The sequence below is a fragment of the Candidatus Persebacteraceae bacterium Df01 genome (assembly GCA_030386295.1).
Lineage (GTDB): Bacteria > Pseudomonadota > Gammaproteobacteria > Tethybacterales > Persebacteraceae > Doriopsillibacter > Doriopsillibacter californiensis.
Map to the genome: position 1 here is coordinate 1 of JANQAO010000005.1, position 18,046 is coordinate 18,046.

An 18,046-nucleotide genomic window follows, 5' to 3' on the forward strand; every position below is an offset into this window, starting at 1 on the left:
TCACATCGTCAAACGGGATCGGTAGGCTTTGCGTCAATCAGCGGTGGAGAATTAGGATCAAACCAACTGACAGTAGATAGTCCTCTGTTTACGGTAGCTGCAGATGGAGAGATATTGCTGACGATTGCGGTAGCAGGACCAGCGACACTAACGGGAACGATAGAAGTATTCTTACCTTCAGATGTTTTGGGAGATGACAGTGCGTCTTATGAATTTTTGGTAACGGTATTGGATAACGTTGACATTGGTGGAAATTCAGCTGAGTTGACGGTTGGTAACAGTTATGAAGGAGAGTTGACGGTATTGACTGCATCAGGTGGTGCAGGAAATTATTCGGTGTTGCTATCTGATGAAACGAATTTTGCCGGAACGGTAGTCGGTGAAGATGTATTACTAACGATATTGAGTGTAGGAACATCATCGCCGAGTACGTTAGCGTTGACGATTGAGGTTTTAGACGGAGCGATACCGCCAGTGACGGCGACATCAGAGATAACCATTTATGTATTGCCAACAGTAAGTTTTTCTCAACCAATTAATTTAGTGCAATTGCGACACCAATACACGGGTGCAGTACTGACGTTGACAGCGACGGGAGGAAACGAAATATATCAACACACTGTGTTGAATTCATTATTTACTGCCGGGACTGTGCAGATGAGTTTAGTGACTATATCCTTAACGGGAACTGTATCTGGACCAACGACGCTGATAGTGACGGTACAAACGGAAGATACATTTTCGTTTCCGGTAACTGCGGTAGCGGCGGTGACGATAGAAATATTCTCGCAATTGACGCACACAGTGGCTACGGTACCGGTGGTGGAGAACGAGGTCTCAGTGGTAGTGACACTTTCGGCCATTGGTGGCAGTGGTAATTATGAACACGAGGTAGTGTCAACAACGCTCTTTACGGTGATAGATGCTCAAAGTCAATTGGCGAAGGTATCATTAACAGTAGGACAATCGCCACAGACACTGACGGTGACAGTGCAAACTAAAGATACGCAGACTGATGTGACGGTAACAAGTGAAGTATTTATTACCGTGTTGGGACGACCAGACCTGCCAGCACACACTCTGACGGCGACAATATTGGGTGATGTGAATGTGATAGCAGCGTCATTGTCACCGATTGGCGGTAGCGGTAACTACAGCGTGTCGGGTGTACATTCACAATTCACAATAAACGCAACTACCGGCGTGGTAGAAGTAACGGTCGCACAATCGTTGGTGCTTACGCACGATATTGTGCTTACGTTGGCGGATCTGGCTTATTCGAGTGATGCTTTAAAAAGGACAATCACTTTGAAATTGGAGGTGCCGGACAGAGATCGGATGTTAATCATTGGCGGCGATATAGACGGCATAAGAGATAACGTGCGTTGGTCAACGAATGGCAGCGTGTGGTTGTCGTCTAATGTGCTGACTGATAATAAAGCGCGCCCGGCGGCACTTAGCAGTGGCGGGACAGTATTCGTTATTGGCGGCTGGACAAACACTAGGAACTCGGGGTGGCTAGATTATTTTTCAGGCGACAACGACTGGATCCAGCAGGCGACACAATACGATGAAACTGACCCGGTAACGCGGCACGGTCACGAGGGGTGGGTGTTAAATGGGACGATGTACATTGCGGGTGGAGAGGACTCGTCGGATGCAAACGTGGCCTTTTCCACAGACGGTCTGACGTGGACAATACTGACGGCTGCGGCAGATGGAGTGTCGGGTTCATCGTCGGCAGTGTCATTAAGTTTCTTGGAGCGTGAGAACTATGGCGCGGCGACGCACAATGGAACGATGTTCCTTTTTGGTGGCAATGCTAGTACTGGCTCAGCGGCGGTGTATGAGGATATGTGGGCATCAACAAACGGTGCGGTGTGGAGGCAGATAGCAACAAGCATCCCCGCTGGGACAGGGGCGAATTCTCAATTGGTATCTCACAATGGTTTGTTATATCTGATTGGCGGCAGTAGCAGTGATATCGACGAGGCTAACGACATGGTGTGGAGTTCATCTGACGGAGTGAGCTGGACAGAGAGTCCGGCAATGGTTGATAGCTTGTATGCTCACAGTGCGCTGTCATTCAATGGAACACTGTATGCGATGGGGCGTGACAGCAATACAGTGGCAAGAGTGAACGCCATGGCAGCAGATGGCAGTTGGATTAGGGTAACGGCAGTGGCGGGATACGAATTGTCGGATGTTGCTTTTGGCAATGAAGCGGTGTATTTACTAAATGAGCAAGAAGCAACACTGACTTCTCCGTCAGCGGTTACGGTGGCGAATAGCCTGTTTATCGTGCCGCTAAGTGGTGAGGTAGTGTTGACGCTATCAGTGAGTGGTGGCCGTGGTGGCCCGTATGTGCAGACGGGTGCAACTGTGCAGAGTTTGATTGGTAGCGAGGGAGTACTGACAATAGCAGTGACACCGTCTGCGCTTACGCAAACACTAATGCTGACGATAGCGGATGCAAACCATGCAAATACAGAGACGACAGTGGAGGTTAACTTATTGCCTCTAGTGTCACTGATAAGCGATAACGGCATTATGATTTCACTTGAAGGACTAAATAATGTTGCCATATTGACGCTAACGCTCGGCGGCGGCGGCGGCGGTCCTTATAGTGTGTCGGGCGAACATCCGCAATTCGACATTGGCAGCGACGGAGTTATTTCTGTAGTAATGATGCAAACAGGGAGTGAGACTCACAGTATTGTGTTGACACTTGTGGATAATAATTTTGTCACGTCGCCGGCTACGGTGACTTTGATTTTGAATCCGCAACAACTGGCAGTTCTCAATGCAAATGATTTGTTAGTAGCAGTGGAGGCAAATATATTAGGTGAGACGGAAGGTCTTTTTGTAACGGTGTCAGTAATTGGCGGCAGTGGTGATTATGCAATCTCCGAAGATAGTTCGCTTTTTGGTGTTGACAATAACGGTGTGATGTCATTGACGGCGTTGGTAACAATAACGGGAACGCATACGGCAGTGCTAACTGTACAAGATACGAAAATTCCTGGCGATATTATCGTTTCGGTATTTTTTGAGATACCGGATGAGGTGCGGATGATTTTGGTGGGATCTGATATATCTGAAAGCCAAAGAGATGTACGCTGGTCTACCAATGGTAGCATTTGGATAAAGCAGGATGAAGCGTTAGATACCGGTGAGTCAGCTGCCCGAGACGGCGCTGGTTTTGTTCTTAACGACACGTTGTTTATTGCGTCGTATTTGGATGATGTGGGTAAATACCAATATTCTTCTGACAGCGGTGTTTCATGGACGAGCGGCTCACTTCCTGGTGCTCTGGATACAAGCTCTGGATTTGAGGCCGAGGTTATTAATAATGTGGCATACCTGTTTGGTTCTACTTCTAATGACAGTGGAGTATATCGTTCTACCAACGGCACCGATTGGACAAAATTGACTGTAAGTGGCATTACCGATGCAGCATTTGATCGCCAATATCATGCGGTCGCCGTACACAACGGCAGTATTTATATGATTGGGGGAGTAGACAGTGGCAATCGTAATGTATGGCGTTCTAGTGATGGGATCAACTGGGTTCAAGTAGCGACTTCGTTGCCATCTGGTACGGGGATAAACATGGATGTGGTGTCATACGCCGATAGTTTGTATTTGATAGGGGGTGATGACAGTGACCATGAAAATGAAACGTCACAGGTGTGGGTTTCAAATGATGGAGCGTCTTGGTCTTCATATTCGGCACTACCCTCTGATATAACATCGCCGCATGGTTATGTACGCGGCGGTAGTTTGTATGTAGTGGGTACTGATGGGAGTACAAACAGCGGCCATGTATTTGTACTAGAGGCTAATGATGAGTGGAGAGAATTAACAATATCTTCGGTACCATCAGGCACAGATGATTTGGGCGATTTGGGTGATTTGGGTATACCAATAATATACGATCCTTACGTTACCAAATCGGGACCGTTGTTTTCGTCAACGCCGCCAGTGAATTTGGAAAGCTCCAATATTGTTACTGCACACATTTTGGGTGAAGAAGATGGTGCTGCGTTTACACTGGAGTTGAGCGGCGGCAGCACCCGTGGAAATTATCGAGTTTTGGGTTCACACTCGCAATTTGCTATGAGTGGCGTTGTGATTTCGGTTACGGCGTTACAAACCATTACGACAACGCACACGTTAGTGCTGACGTTGCAAGATGCGGGGCATCCGGATACTGTTTTGGATAGTATTGTCACGGTGACAGTAGATGTGCCCGACAGGGCGCGAATGTTATTGCATGGCGGCGCGAAGAGCTCAGGTCGTAATCGTTGGTCAGCCAATGGCAAGGTTTGGGTGGAACGACATCTTGCTTTTTCGGGTATGCGGGCAGGAGTTGGCTTTCATCATGAGGGAAGCGTGATTCTTGTGGGCGGTTTGGTCGAAGGTTCAAGTGATGCTTATATCAACAGCATTGCTCGTTCTCCAGATTCCTTCGGCACGAACTGGATACAAACTCCCGATACTGCTGTGGCATCTCGCGCAGGTATGAAAGGCGCGATACTTAACGGAACACTATATTTTTCTGGTGGTGAATTGAACAGTGATAACAATAATATAAAATCTTCGACTGACGGAGTTAATTGGACGACTCTGACAGTAGAGGCTTATGAGCAAGGTGCAACAACCCCCACAACGGGAATAAATCAAGACTTCCTTGAACGGGGCTACCATGCCATGGTGGAACACAACAACACTTTATTCATTATTGGCGGGGATCAGAACCAAGATGTGTGGTCATCCACTAACGGCACTGTGTGGAATCAAGTTACGACAGCGCTACCGGCAGAAACGGGTTACTACCCGGCTGTGGCATCGCACAACGGCTTTTTGTATATGATGGCAGGGGATCCAAGTAGTAATAGCGGTGCTAGTAATAAGGCATGGCGCTCAGATGACGGAGCGGAATGGGAAGAGCTGGGTGATTTAGGTACTGATGGGGTGAGATGGGCGTCGGCATTTTCACTTGCTGGCTCATTGTACGTGGTTGCGGCGATTAGTGAGAGCAGCCGCGGGATTGTTTTTGTTTTGAATGAAGATGGCACTACGTGGAGAGAACTAACTTCAACAGCGTTTAATTTAGAAACTGGCGTTGCTACTTTTAACAAAATAGGACTTGATATGATACCGGTGTTGTATGATCCCTACTAGCCGGGAGCTCCTTTGGCTGTGGGTACACTATCAATGGTGAAGCTGGATAATATGCTTCTTCAACGATAAGGGAATCTATTTTGGGCAACAGAGACGGTGCCGTGCTGACACTGACTCTGAAAGGTGGTAGCAACGATTCATATTTAGTGCGTGGCTCACACCCGCAATTTGCTGTTGGTAGTGGCGGTGTGATTTCGGTTACGGCGTTACAAACCATTCCGACAACACACACATTGGTGCTGACTTTGGATGATGGGCGTTATCCGAATTCCGGTTCGTACAATGTTGTTACGGTGATGATAGATGTGCCCGACAGGGCGCGAATGTTATTGCTTGGCGGCGCGAGTAGCCCAGGACGTAATCGTTGGTCAACCAATGGCACGATTTGGGTGGAACAAGATAATGCTTTTTCGAGTTTTCGGGCAGGAGCTAGCTTTTATCATGAGGGAAGCGTGGTTGTTGTGGGCGGTTTGTCCGGCAATTCAGGTAATGATTATATCGACAGAATTACTCGTTCTTCAGATGCCTTAGGCACGAACTGGATACAAACTTCCGATACTGCTGTGGCATCTCGCGCAGGTATGGAAGGCGCGGTACTTAACGGAACACTATAATTATGCGTCCAGCGGACGGAATTAATCGGCAAGCGCAGGGCCACTGGCGTGACGGAAACAGCAATGAGTCATGAGTTTTTGCGCCGAGGGAATTTTGGTGCGGTATTTCTTAACGGCACGATGTACATTATGGGCGGGATAAAGTACGCAAGCAATGGAGCTTTCTCCGGTGCTGCGGATAATGATTTTGATATGGTAATCGGTGCTTTGGTAGATGACTTGTGGTGGTCAACTGATGGTAGAACTTGGACACAGGTAGACCAAAGTGAATTGATTGCTGAGCAACCTGACGATTTCGGTCGTGAAAATGGCTTTCGTTTGGGTCCCCCAAGACTTGTAGCAGCCCATGGGGCGGATTGTATTTTATTCAAGGTGTGCAAGGTGGAACGGATATCGTATGGCGTTCAGCGGGCGGGGGAGCAAGCTGGGTAAGTGTGGCCGCTCACATGCCATACATTATTAACCCGCCGATGAATGTCCTATCATTTGGCGGCAATCTGTATATTATGGGAGGAGATGGTTTCGGTTCGACAGATTTTATAGATATTACACAAACAGGTGACAGTTGGAGTAGTTAAATTTATGTAAATACGCAATCGCTTTCTGATTTGCTGGACAGGCAGCGCAGCAGCGAAATTGTGTTTGATATAGACCCTTAAAAAAAGTTGGCCGTGATGTTTCTGTAAAATTTGATTTGAATAGATTATGAGCAATTGGCATTGTGCTTGCTAAACCTTACTAAGACAAAATTTGCTAACTCAGCATTGAAGTATTTTTTCGTCACCAGATGGCAAGGCTATTTTTTATTGACTTCGTTGTGATAGAGGAAAGGTAACGGCGAACATTAGCGCCGCAGCACTCACAATAGAAGGACCCGCGGGAGTGTCAATGTGCAGCGACATGGTTAAACCGCCAATAACTGCTAGCACTCCTACCGCCGCTGCTATCGCAGCCATGCTTGTTGGCGATTTTGCGAATTGTCGTGCCGTTGCCGCTGGAATGATTAACAACGAAGTAATAAGTAAAGCGCCGACAATGCGAATGGAAATTGCCACTACTATCGTCATCAGCAGCATTAATAATAAATTAGCGTGTAGCGGGTTTATTCCTTCGGATGCAGCTAAATCTTCGTGAATAGCGGTCAGAGTAAGCATTTGCCAGTTGGCAATGAGCAATGTAAGAACGGCGATGCCGCCTGCATACACCCACAACAGTTGGTTGTTGCTGACAACAAGAATGTCACCAAAAAGATAGCCGTATAAGCGTACAGGTGGACCGTCAAAAAAACTGAATGCCATGATTCCTGCAGCCAGTGCTGAATGCGCTAGGACGCCAAGTAGCGTGTCGGCGGCTAGTGTGCGCTGTTGGCGCAACCACACCAGTAGCCCAGAAAAAATTGCGCATACTGCTACCACACCGATTGTGCTGCCCACACCGGTTATCAATCCCAGAGCTACACCGAGTAAGGCGCTGTGTGAGAGAGAGTCGCCAAAATATGCCATGCGACGCCAGACCACAAAGCAGCCGAGTACCCCAGCGATTACTGCTACTCCGATACCTGCGGCTAGTGCACGAAGAATGAAAGCTTCTGTCATGTGGACGGATGATTATCGTGGCGATGGTTGTGTGTGTGATGATAAACGGCCATCATGTGTGCCATGTCAGCGCCAAAGAGTGAGACAAATTCTGGGTCTTGAGTTATGGTTTGCGGCTCGCCGCTGCAGCAGACGTGATGATACAAACACAGTACTCGCCGAGTACAAGACATTACCAAATGTAAATCATGCGATACCATGAGAATAGCAATATGCCAGTCGTGATAGATTTTTTCTAACAGTTTGTAAAAAGCCAACTGGCCGGCGACATCCAAGTTTTGTGCTGGTTCATCCAATATTAACAAGTCAGGTGTGTTGAGTAGAGCTCGCGTCATCAGTGCTCGCTGCAGTTCGCCGCTGGACAAAGATTGTAGCGGCTGATTCAAAATATGTTGAATGCCGGTTTCCATCGTTGTGCGCTCAATATCATCTGCTGTTGCGCGTTTGTGTAGAGTGATGAAATGCCGCGTGGTAATCGGCATAGCTCTGTCTACCATCAGCCGTTGTGGTACATAGCCGATTTTGAGCGGTTTTATTCGGTTAACGGTTCCTGAGTTAGGATTAGTGAGACCGGCCAAACATTTTAATAATGTGGATTTTCCGGCGCCGTTGGGTCCTATTATGGTGATGAAATCATGTCGATTAACGGTGACTGATACATGATTGAGAATATTAACGCCGCCGCGACTAAATGAAATATTATCAGCGCAAATAAGTGTATCGGGTGGTGGCAACATCAAAATTATCAGGTACAACGGGCGCAAACGCCTTCAATTTCTATGGTGGTTTGGATTTGTGAAAAATTGTTTTTGTCGGTGACGCGCCTGATTGCACGTGTGAGTGCGGAATCGCAGCATTCGGCATACTGTCCGCATTTAGTGCAGATAAGAAAGTGACAGCAGTGTGGTTTGGTTAATGGGTGTGAGCAACCGACATAGGTTTTTTGGCTGTTGAGTTTGTGAGCGAGTCCAGCAGTTTGCAAAAAATTCAGCGCCCTATAGACGGTTGGCGGTTTGGCATTGCCGCTGATTTTTTTTAGAATGTCATAAGCTTTTTGTGGGCGGTGGCTTTCCCACACAATTTTGAGCACTTGTCGCCGTAGAGCGGTGAATTGTAGCGCTTGACGATGGCATAGCGTTTCCGCTTCTTGTAACGCTCGATTGATGCATTGTTTGTGATTATGACGAGGATTCATTAAGGACGTAATTAAATTCACAATAGTTACATTATAACATATTAATAATAACCAGTTATAGATGATGGCGCTTTTGTTTTTGAGTATAATTGATACTTTATAACATAACATAAACAATAAATATGATGAATAGTTTTTTATATTTCTTTACTAACAGCAGGCGAATATTGGCGTTGTTTGCTTTTCGAATTGTGTTTGTCTGCGCGGTATTATTTTTTGTCGGTAAGACTTGGGCATCACCGCCAATCAAAGCCGTAGCTTCCATTGCGCCGTTGCATTCGTTGTTGCAGGGAGTCATGGGTGATGTGGGTAAGGCGAGCCTTCTGCTACCGGCATCGGCATCACCACATCATGCATCATTACGGCCGTCGGATTTGTCCATTATGCGTGAGGCGACAGTTGTATTTTATATAGATGCGGAAAACTTTGAAACTTTTCTGCCAGCGATACTCAACGTAATGCCGAAGTCTATGCGCACGGTTGCAGTGGTTCAAGAGGCCGAAATTTCTTTATTGTCTATGCGTAAAACGAGTAATAACGAGCATGAACACAATACCCATGATAAACATGATCACGAGGTAGATGAACATGATGCCCATGATGAACATAGTGAAAATATGCATGATGATCATGGTAAATATGATTGGCACATTTGGTTAGATACAGAAAACGCGAAGCAGATTGTTCGCTTGATGGCACGAGAGCTGTCAATTATTGACTCACCTAACGCTACCGTTTATGCAGCTAATGCACGCCGTTTGGAAGCGCGATTGACGTCGTTAGACTCACTGTTGGCGGATATGCTTGTGGGGGCGCAAGGACGGCCTTTTGTGGTGTTTCACGATGCTTATCAATACTTTGAGCGGCGCTATGGATTGCACAATATCGGTGCTATTACCGCTGAAGGACAGACGCCTTCAGTTAAACAGATGAGTAAATTGCGACACAGTATTCAAAAAAATGAGGTAGTGTGTGTGTTTGGTGAGGCTCAATTTTCCAATGCTTTGATAAGTGTAGCTGGCGAGGGGGAGAGGATGAAATTTGGCGTATTAGATCCGTTGGGAGCGCAATTGGAAATTGGTAAGGCACTATATTTTGAATTGTTATTACAAATGGGAAAAACGTTTGTTGATTGTCTACATCACGCTAAAAACTAGCTGTCTTATTCATGCTATGTCGTAGGTCGTAGTTGTCCGATGATAAGTAACTTAGAAACAGTTCTAAAAATTGCAATTTTGGATTATGCTCATAGCAAGTATGGCAAGGACAATATTAGATAATTTTATAAATGATGAGTTGACACACAAATATTTTCTTCTTACAATTCGAACATTGTGGTTGAGCAAAAAGTTGTCGTTTCAAATATTTGGCGTTATCCAATCAAAGGATTAGCTGGAGAATCACTGACAACAACGATACTATCGTCGGGGCGAGGTATCGTATATGATCGTCGCTGGCTGTTAGCAACTGCGGATACGGCGCCGTTGTTGAATGGCAACGACAAGTGGCGACCTTGGAATTATGGGTTGACGCTCAAAAAAGCTGAACGCATGGCGTTACTACGCTGCAGTGTGGTTGATGATAATGGTGCGCCGCTGCTGTCCATTTATGAAAAGAATGAAATGCGAGTGTGCGGGCATCCGCAAGTGCCAGATGAACGCGCCAATATTGATGGTTTTTTGCAGGACTTCTTATTTGAGCCTGCATTGCAATTAACGGATTACCAAAATTGGTCGATATGGGATAAAAAAGATGTTGTCTTAACCCTGCTCAACGAATCCAGCGTTGCAGATTTTTCTACTAAACAGGGTGTGCCAGTGTCATGTCAGCGTTTTCGTGCCAATATTGAAGTGCGTGGCATGACGGCATGGAAAGAAATGGGAGGTGGTGTCATGCATGTTGGTGATGTGCAGCTACAGTTAGGAGACGGTGTGGAGCGGTGTGCGGCAACACGGGTTAACCCGCAAACGGCGGAACGTGACATGAATGTTCCGGCACAATTATTACAAGAATACGGACGCAATGAAATGGGAGTGGAGGCGGCGGTGCTCACCGGCGGCGAAATCGCTACTAGTATGGAAGTGGTACGATCGCAAACCAGCTAGCCAGCGCCCTCAGTCCATATTTGCGGCAGCATGCGGATAATCCGGTGCATTGGCAGCCTTGGAATAATGAGGCACTGGTATTGGCGCGGAATGAGGATAAGCCAATTTTGTTGTCGGTAGGTTATGCAGCCTGCCACTGGTGTCACGTGATGGCGCACGAGTCTTTTGAAGATGAGGAAACGGCGGCATTGATGAACAGGTATTTCATCAATATTAAAGTGGACCGAGAGGAGCGTCCCGATATTGATCGCATTTATCAAGCAGCGCATTATGTGTTTACCCGTCGTGCCGGTGGCTGGCCGCTTACGATATTTTTGGCGCCTACTGGCGAGCCATTTTTTGGTGGTACTTATTTTCCGAAAAACAGTGGGCGTGGTCTACCATCATTTACCGAGGTTATGCAAAAAGTGAGCGTGGCTTGGCGTGATAGGCGTGATGATATTAATAAACAAAATGCACAAGTTCTGCCTTTATTGCGAAATATAGACTCGCATCCACCGGTGGATGGTGAAATGAGTGCGCGACCGTTGGCTGCGGCTGCCGCGGCATTTTCCGATATGTTTGACCGTGACAATGGTGGGTTTAAAGGTGCACCAAAGTTTCCGCATCCAGTTGAGTTGGCATTTTGTTTAGAGGAGGGTATCAGAACCGGAGACGAGTTTGTGCTGTCCGGTGTTCGATTGTCATTGGAGAAAATTGCAGCAGGCGGTATGTGCGATCATCTTGGCGGTGGTTTTTTTCGGTATAGTGTAGACGATTGCTGGGCGATACCGCATTTTGAAAAAATGCTATACGACAACGGATTGCTGTTGGCATTGTTTGCTGATGGCGCCCGTGCTTTTTCTTTACCCGCATTGGCCACAGCGGCGACGGGAGTGGCGCAGTGGGTGTTACGTGAAATGCAACACCGTGGTGGCGGGTTTTATTCATCACTGGATGCGGACTCGGAAGGTGGTGAGGGAACGTTTTATGCTTGGGAACTAACGGATATTGAAAAGCGTTTGACCGCGGCGGAATATGCTGCTTTTTCATCACACTTTGGTTTGGCAGCAGGAGCGAATTTTGAAGGACTGTGGCACTTGGCGCGGCGGCAGACGGTGGCGCAAACGGCAGCGGCGTTGAAAATAGCATCCATTGCCTGTGACATGCAAATTGAATCGGCGATGCGTAAATTATTTGAAGCGCGCACTTTGCGAGTGCGCCCAGCGACGGATGACAAAATTCTGGCAGCATGGAATGGGTTGCTTATTCGCGGGCTGGCACGTGCCGGACGGTTAATGCAGCGACCAGATTGGATTTTGGCGGCAAGTGAGGCGTTGGCGTTTATCCACCGAGAAATGATGGTAAATGGACGGCTGCGAGCAGTCTGGCGGGAAGGGCAGTGTGGCGACTCTGTATTTTTGGACGACTGTGTGTTTTTGTTGGATGCGGCATTGGAGTTGTTGCGGGCGGAATTTTCTCCGGCGGTGTTGACGTTTGCCTGCGATATGGCGGCAGAATTGCAAACGCATTTTGAAGATGTGGATGTGGGCGGTTTTTTCTTTACGCCGGTAGATGGTGAAATACTAATTCGTCGCCTCAAGCCAGTGGATGACAACGCCATTCCCTGCGGCAATGGCGTGGCAGTACGTGCACTGTCAATATTGTCATGGTTGACTGGCGAGCCGCAATGGGCAACAATGGGAGAGCGCGCACTGTTGGCATTTTATGGTGCTATGGAACGACAACCTGCGGGATGTGCTTCTTTGTTAACGGCTTTGCGAATGTATTTAACGCCACCTACAGTGGTGTTTTTAACTGGCGAAGCCGCCGTTTGTGCGCGTTGGCGTAACGAATTAGAAAATGAATACAATCCCGACTTGATTATTTTTATTTTGCCGCTATCAACAGACGGCTTGCCGAAATGCTTGCATAAGCCAGTACCGGAAATCGGCGTGCGTGCTTATGTGTGCGAACAATTTGCCTGTCGTCTGCCAGTTGATGATTGGGATGAATTAAAGACTCTGTTGAACGAGTGAATTAAATTTAATAAAGAGCGTAATAAAACCCAATAAAATCGTATTTAATTGACGCGCGATAGTTGGAAATTAACAATGCCGACCCCCAAATGAGCAAAACCGTCGCCGGCATTGTATTTAGATGGATTGAACGGTGTTTGTACCCCGATGGAAAAAGAATTAAGTGTATTGGCGTTGAGCAATCGGCCGGGAATGCGAACACCAATGTCGTTATATTTTTTTTCGTTATATGTCTGTTGTCCTAGCCGCTTTTGATTGACAAAAAATGTTAGTGTTTGAGAATCTAAAATAGGCGGGTTGACATATGGCGAAAATTTGATACGCATCTCGTATTCGGCATCGGTATCCACGTCGCCAAGTTTGACAACTAATGCCGGCTTTTCGCCATTTGACCAAATGCCCCACGGCTCCGGATACAGCCAATCGGTGGCGAGGGCGAGTCGGTGATGCCAAGGACCATTGTTGGAAAAGTCCAGCTGCTCACCAAAATAATATTTTGGCGCGATAAAGGAGTCACCCTTGGTGCTGCTTTGATGTGTGGCAATAAGATACGGATTAGTGGAGTTGGCGTTGCTGGAAACAGTGTTTTTGGAAAAAATATCTCGTCCTTTGTCATCCTCTTGTTTCTTATGAGACCACAAAGAAAAGTGCGATACGTCAAACGATTCATTATTTGATGGTAACGATTGCACTTTAATTTGGCGCAGATTAGCTTGAGTTTTCTTTTTGTGAGGCAGTCCGATTAATCCCAATAATATATTACGCGCGTTGGCGTTATAAAAACTGTAATTAAGTGAAATGCCGGATGCGGCGGGTACAGGTGGTAATCGTACGTCCGGCATTTTTATCGGGATGTTGCCGTTTTCTAGCCAGAACGTATAAAAATGCGCGGGTGCACTACCGGTATTTTCAACTTCCAACGCAACATTCACTCGCGTTTTGGCAGGTAACTGTAATTGCCATGTTTGATTTTGTTGCTTGACGAGAGGTAAATTAATATTTTCCTCAAACACTAAGACAGAATTTTCTCCACGTCCGTAAAATAATCCTGCCCTCGCAAACAGAGCTCGCTTTTTGGCTACAAACGGATCAGCGGCGGTACTTGACAGTGCGGATAATTGATAACTACTTGCAAAGAGGTTATCGCCGGATGATTGATAGCGGTCACAATAATCGGCGGCACAGAAATATATTCGTCGTGACGAATCGGAAAAAAACTTGCCAAACAACATTGGGCGTGGTGTTGGGTTTTCTCTGAACACGCTACGTCCTAAAAAAACGAATTCGGTTTTTGTCAATTGTAAATAATCCAGAACCGACAACGCAATATCAACCTGGCCAAAAACGCCGCTTTGCGTATGACCAGAAATTCCAGCGCCTAATGCTGCAAAAAGCCCCCAATTACCACCAAAGGGATGGCCTGGAACGCCGTGCGATTCGTCTGAAGTAAAAATGACCAAGGTGTCATCTAATACGCCACGGGTTTGCAATTCAGCGACAAACGACGCGATAATATCATCAAGATATTGGATGGAGGCAGCTTTGCGGTCGCCATTAGCAGCAGTTATATAAGAATCTGGCGCAATATAGGGATGGTGTGTGCCAACAGTGAGCATAGACATAAACCACGGTCGTTTGCCAGCGTGCAACCGGTTAATTTCATCCAGTGCGGCGGCAAACAGGCCGCCATCATCGGATCCCCAAAAATTGCCATCACCATCGGGAAAATCGCCCTTGCCGGCAACGTGCTCAAAACCGGTCAGAGGCAAGAAAGTGTTTTTTTTCATGTAAAGCAAATCGGCAGCTTGCAAATATGATGTTGCGTAACCTGCTTGCTTCAAAATTTCTGGTAGACAAACAGGGCGTGCCTCCTGTGTCATTTCTTGAAAGAGAAACGGCTTGATGCTTTCTGTATTGCCGGGTGTTTGGCTGTAGTCGCCGCAATAAATAGCATACAGTCCGCCAATAGTGCCGGCGCCGTGTGTAACAAAATTAGGTACGGTAATGGCATCATCGGCAATATTGCTAAATTGAGACATTAAATGTGGTGAGGTGAACTCCGTGCTTTTGCGGCTTTGTGCTAGATAAGCGCCAGTCAAGCCTTCCATAATTATTAGTAAGACGTTGCGCGGTTTGCTGGCAGTAGTGACCAGTGATTTGCCGGATAAATCACGACGAAAAAAATCTTCTATATTGGTGTCAGTGTTGGGCGCTGTAGCTGTGGGCTGCTGCCAGCCGGCGGCAGTATTGGCAAGCATAAACGCCATTGGACTACTGTGTCGCCACTCGGTGGCGCGTAGTGCCAATGGTGTGCTTATTGCCGCTGAAGAGAAAGCTACCAGTACACACAATACTAATGTTAATGGTCGAAATGACGCTTGCCGTAAACTCCACCACAGCCACCAGCCACCGCATCCGGAAATAATAATGAATGGCCACGTTTGCGGTGCCAGCAGTGAACCGCGGACAAAATTGGCATCTAGCGCCAAACGGAAGTTTCCCAGCCTTAGGGCATCATTTAATGCATAAATATGTTCCACATTGGCCACGGACAAAAGTAGCCACAGCAATAACCAGGTAGCTGCTATCGGAGGCGATACGGCGCGCAATAGGCATAACACGGCAGCTGCAAACGCCGCTGCTAATAAATCGGCAGTAACACCCGATACCGACAGCATCCAGTCTGGAAACAACATTTTGATTACCAACAACCGTCCGGCCAGTGCCACCAGAAAAAAAATTATTGTTAAATTCGCTAATGGTGCCAATGCTCGCAATTGACGGGCGCCACCCGCAATTATTGAAGAAAGAAACGACATAAAAGTGTATTATAAGCACCCACTGAAATGATGTTGATATGTCCCATGAGGTGTTTATTTCTTGGTGGAGCATGGTGTAGCGGTTACGAGAAGAAACGTCAGTTAGGTTTTTCCGACATCGTGCGATACAGAAATGATGTTTCGTAGTTATGCAATAAAAATGACGGTAGCAGTAATGCCGTCAGGATAGTTTCTCCCCCAGCGGTACCTTGCATTCCGGTATGGCAAGCACAATATTGCCGTCGGCATCATAAAAGCCGGTGAGCAAAAATTCCGACATGAAATCAGCAATTTGTTTGGGCGGGAAATTCACCACGCCAATTATTTGTTTGCCGATTAACGATTCTTTGTTGTAAATGCCGGTAATCTGGGCGCTGGATTTTTTAATGCCGATAGTGTCACCAAAATCAGCCCATACTTTGCACGCTGGTTTTTGTGCCTTTGGAAAATCTTCTGCTCGCACGATGCACTCGACGCGTAATTCTATTGCAGTAAACTCATTCCATGAGATTTGCTACATTACCGCGTGTCCGGTGGCGAGCTTTGTGGATATTTAGGCAGGTCGTCCTCAATATTATAATAAGCTCCTTTGTCCGCCGTGAAAATATGTTGTCGCGCAGTCAGTGTGCCGGTGTCATCCATTGTTCCCGCCATGACTGATGGAGAGCCGCCGCCATCCCAAAATAAGGAAGAGCCACATTGCCCGCAAAATCCACGTTTTGCTGTTGGAGACGATTGATACCATTTCAACATGCCCTGCGGATCATTAATGTCAATTCCTTCGGCGGGGCGGGTGGCGGAGACATAGTGTCCGCTCCATTGCCGGCATTGCTTGCAATGGCAGTTACTGATAGGGCGTAGCGCGCCATTGAGTGTATAACGGACTGCACCGCAGAGACAACCTCCATAATGAATATTATTATTTGAGTCGGACATAGTATTCTCCAATTGATAATGTTAGTTATTGTATGTTGTGTGCTTATTGTTGCCAAATTTTTTGTCGCAATCGTAAAGTACTTGGAGTAACGGTTGCTACATTGATGATGTTAGTGTGCGAGTTTTCGCCAAATTGCTGCGGCAAGCCATCCTAATATTAATAATAGTACCGGCCAATCGCCAAATTGTACATAAGGTGTGGTGCCAGTTCTTTGCATTATTGTCGCATTGAGCGTTCCTTGTTTTTGTAGTGGTAGTGTGGCGGCAATATGTCCGTTGTGGTCAATAACGGCGGTAGAGCCGGTGTTAGTTGCGCGTGCCAACCAGCGACCAAATTCCACCGCACGCGCCTGCGACAACTGTCGGTGTTGAGCGAGCATTGCCGAACCATCAAACCAGCCGTCGTTTGTAATATTAATTAAAAATCGCGCCTCCGGCAGTTGGTGGCGCCATTCATCACCAAAGGCGTCTTCGTAACAAATGGAAATGCCAGCGTGAGTATTAAGAAAAGATAAGGAGGATTTTTGGTTGCCTGCCTGTAAAGACATGTAAGGAATATCGGCGGCTAGTAATATGGGTGCTAACAAAGAAGCAAACGGTAAATATTCACCGTATGGTGTGAGGTGGCGTTTACGATAGTCATTGCCGATTCCGGTAGGTTCAATCGCTACGGCGGCGTTGTGCAGCCCACCGTCGTCTACAAACATGCCGGACAGCACCACGCCGTTTCGCGTTGCCGCGATTTGCCGTAACGCTTCCAAATAATCTACTGGAATATCGCGTTGCCGCATCGGAATGGCGGTTTCTGGAAGTATAACGAGTTGTCCATCCGATTCCTTAGCCAAACGCAAATAATCCATCATGGCACGCTTTATTTCACCGTCCCGCCATTTCAATGTTTGCGCTACATTACCCTGCAATAAAGAAATGCGTATTTCGCCTGCCGGTTGTGTCCATTTTATGGATCTGGAAAATTGCCCGCCACCAAAGATGACGATAATAATAAATATTGTTGCTATTTGATGGCGGCGTAATAGCGTCGGTAGTGTTGCTAGCAATGCGGCGGTGAGCGTTAGTAGTACGTTGACGCCATTTATGCCTATGACAGGCAACCAGCCGGTTAGCGGGCTAATCGGAACTTGGGAATAACCGATTGCCAGCCACGGGAAACCGGTGAATAGCTGTCCGCGTAGCCACTCACCTAGTCCCCAGCAGGTAGACAATGTAAGCGCGCCTATCATGCCACCTGTACCGATGCGTCGCGCCGCATAAACCGCCGTTGCCGGATACAGCGCGAGTGCCAGACAGAGCAATATCATTATTGCCGTCGCTGCTGGTAGTGGCAGCTGGATATAGCCGTTGAGCGCTTCAAAAATCCACGATAAGCCGGTGGCAAAAAAAGCAAAACCAAATGCTAATCCACTAACAGCGGCGGCATATGCAGAGTTACTTTTTTTTACTAGATAAAACAATGTACCCAGCGCTGGCGGCATTAGCCACCAATGCATGTTTGGTGCAAAAGAAAACGCACCAGCAATGCCGGCGGTAGCGGCTGTTGCTATTTTGACCAGCAAGGC

The 18,046-nt window shown here is 47.1% G+C and carries 13 protein-coding genes; 6 read left to right on the plus strand and 7 right to left on the minus strand.

Annotated elements, in window-relative coordinates:
* The 3 genes from NQX30_07460 to NQX30_07470 all read left to right on the plus strand — a co-directional run.
* The coding region (locus NQX30_07460) for a hypothetical protein (protein MDM5148192.1) at nt 1-5,187 on the plus strand (5,187 nt) is incomplete at its 5' end.
* 101 nt (nt 5,188-5,288) lie between these two features.
* Nucleotides 5,289-5,801: a hypothetical protein gene (locus NQX30_07465; GenBank protein MDM5148193.1), complete on the plus strand. Its 513-nt coding sequence runs from the start codon at nt 5,289-5,291 to the stop codon at nt 5,799-5,801.
* A 63-nt stretch (nt 5,802-5,864) separates the two neighbouring features.
* Entirely contained in the window at nt 5,865-6,233 is a 369-nt protein-coding gene (locus NQX30_07470) for a hypothetical protein (protein ID MDM5148194.1), read from the plus strand.
* 371 nt (nt 6,234-6,604) lie between these two features.
* Here the strand turns inward: NQX30_07470 and NQX30_07475 are convergent, their stop codons facing one another.
* The 3 genes from NQX30_07475 to NQX30_07485 are packed head-to-tail and all read right to left on the minus strand — an operon-like array spanning nt 6,605 to nt 8,591.
* Complete coding sequence (locus tag NQX30_07475) at nt 6,605-7,396, minus strand: metal ABC transporter permease (protein ID MDM5148195.1); 792 nt, start codon at nt 7,394-7,396, stop codon at nt 6,605-6,607.
* Nucleotides 7,393-8,133, minus strand: a complete 741-nt coding sequence (locus NQX30_07480) for an ATP-binding cassette domain-containing protein (GenBank protein ID MDM5148196.1) — start codon at nt 8,131-8,133, stop codon at nt 7,393-7,395. Before NQX30_07480 ends, NQX30_07475 begins: the two co-directional genes overlap by 4 nt.
* An 8-nt stretch (nt 8,134-8,141) precedes the next feature.
* Nucleotides 8,142-8,591 carry a transcriptional repressor gene (locus NQX30_07485; protein MDM5148197.1) on the minus strand — a complete coding sequence of 150 codons (450 nt, stop codon included), beginning with the start codon at nt 8,589-8,591 and terminating at the stop codon, nt 8,142-8,144.
* A 125-nt stretch (nt 8,592-8,716) separates the two neighbouring features.
* Here NQX30_07485 and NQX30_07490 point away from each other — a divergent pair, with 125 nt between their 5' ends.
* The 3 genes from NQX30_07490 (at nt 8,717) to NQX30_07500 (ending at nt 12,714) form a co-directional block, all read left to right on the plus strand.
* Nucleotides 8,717-9,748, plus strand: coding sequence for a zinc ABC transporter substrate-binding protein (locus NQX30_07490; GenBank protein MDM5148198.1), 1,032 nt, complete (start codon nt 8,717-8,719; stop codon nt 9,746-9,748).
* A 177-nt stretch (nt 9,749-9,925) separates the two neighbouring features.
* A complete protein-coding gene (locus tag NQX30_07495; protein ID MDM5148199.1) occupies nt 9,926-10,696 on the plus strand; it encodes an MOSC domain-containing protein in 771 nt (256 codons plus the stop codon).
* 44 nt (nt 10,697-10,740) lie between these two features.
* Nucleotides 10,741-12,714, plus strand: a complete 1,974-nt coding sequence (locus NQX30_07500) for a thioredoxin domain-containing protein (protein ID MDM5148200.1) — start codon at nt 10,741-10,743, stop codon at nt 12,712-12,714.
* A 44-nt stretch (nt 12,715-12,758) separates the two neighbouring features.
* On the opposite strand, the gene NQX30_07505 is transcribed toward NQX30_07500, so the two are convergent.
* From NQX30_07505 to lnt, 4 genes are all read right to left on the minus strand, one after another.
* A complete protein-coding gene (locus tag NQX30_07505) occupies nt 12,759-15,533 on the minus strand; it encodes an LTA synthase family protein (GenBank protein MDM5148201.1) in 2,775 nt (924 codons plus the stop codon).
* A gap of 181 nt (nt 15,534-15,714) precedes the next feature.
* Nucleotides 15,715-16,044, minus strand: a complete 330-nt coding sequence (locus NQX30_07510; GenBank protein MDM5148202.1) for a tRNA-binding protein — start codon at nt 16,042-16,044, stop codon at nt 15,715-15,717.
* Nucleotides 16,045-16,052: 8 nt separating this feature from the next.
* Entirely contained in the window at nt 16,053-16,469 is a 417-nt protein-coding gene (locus NQX30_07515; protein ID MDM5148203.1) for a GFA family protein, read from the minus strand.
* 110 nt (nt 16,470-16,579) lie between these two features.
* Nucleotides 16,580-18,043, minus strand: a complete 1,464-nt coding sequence (lnt, locus tag NQX30_07520) for an apolipoprotein N-acyltransferase (GenBank protein MDM5148204.1) — start codon at nt 18,041-18,043, stop codon at nt 16,580-16,582.
* Nucleotides 18,044-18,046 lie beyond the last annotated feature (3 nt).

What these genes read in the sequence shown, in the direction of transcription:
- NQX30_07470 (MDM5148194.1), top strand. Translation starts at nt 5,865, where the DNA reads ATGAGTCATGAGTTTTTGCGCCGAGGGAATTTTGGTGCGGTATTTCTT.
- NQX30_07505 (MDM5148201.1), bottom strand. Translation starts at nt 15,533, where the DNA reads ATGTCGTTTCTTTCTTCAATAATTGCGGGTGGCGCCCGTCAATTGCGA.
- NQX30_07480 (MDM5148196.1), bottom strand. Translation starts at nt 8,133, where the DNA reads ATGTTGCCACCACCCGATACACTTATTTGCGCTGATAATATTTCATTT.
- NQX30_07485 (MDM5148197.1), bottom strand. Translation starts at nt 8,591, where the DNA reads ATGAATCCTCGTCATAATCACAAACAATGCATCAATCGAGCGTTACAA.
- NQX30_07515 (MDM5148203.1), bottom strand. Translation starts at nt 16,469, where the DNA reads ATGTCCGACTCAAATAATAATATTCATTATGGAGGTTGTCTCTGCGGT.
- NQX30_07475 (MDM5148195.1), bottom strand. Translation starts at nt 7,396, where the DNA reads ATGACAGAAGCTTTCATTCTTCGTGCACTAGCCGCAGGTATCGGAGTA.
- NQX30_07490 (MDM5148198.1), top strand. Translation starts at nt 8,717, where the DNA reads ATGAATAGTTTTTTATATTTCTTTACTAACAGCAGGCGAATATTGGCG.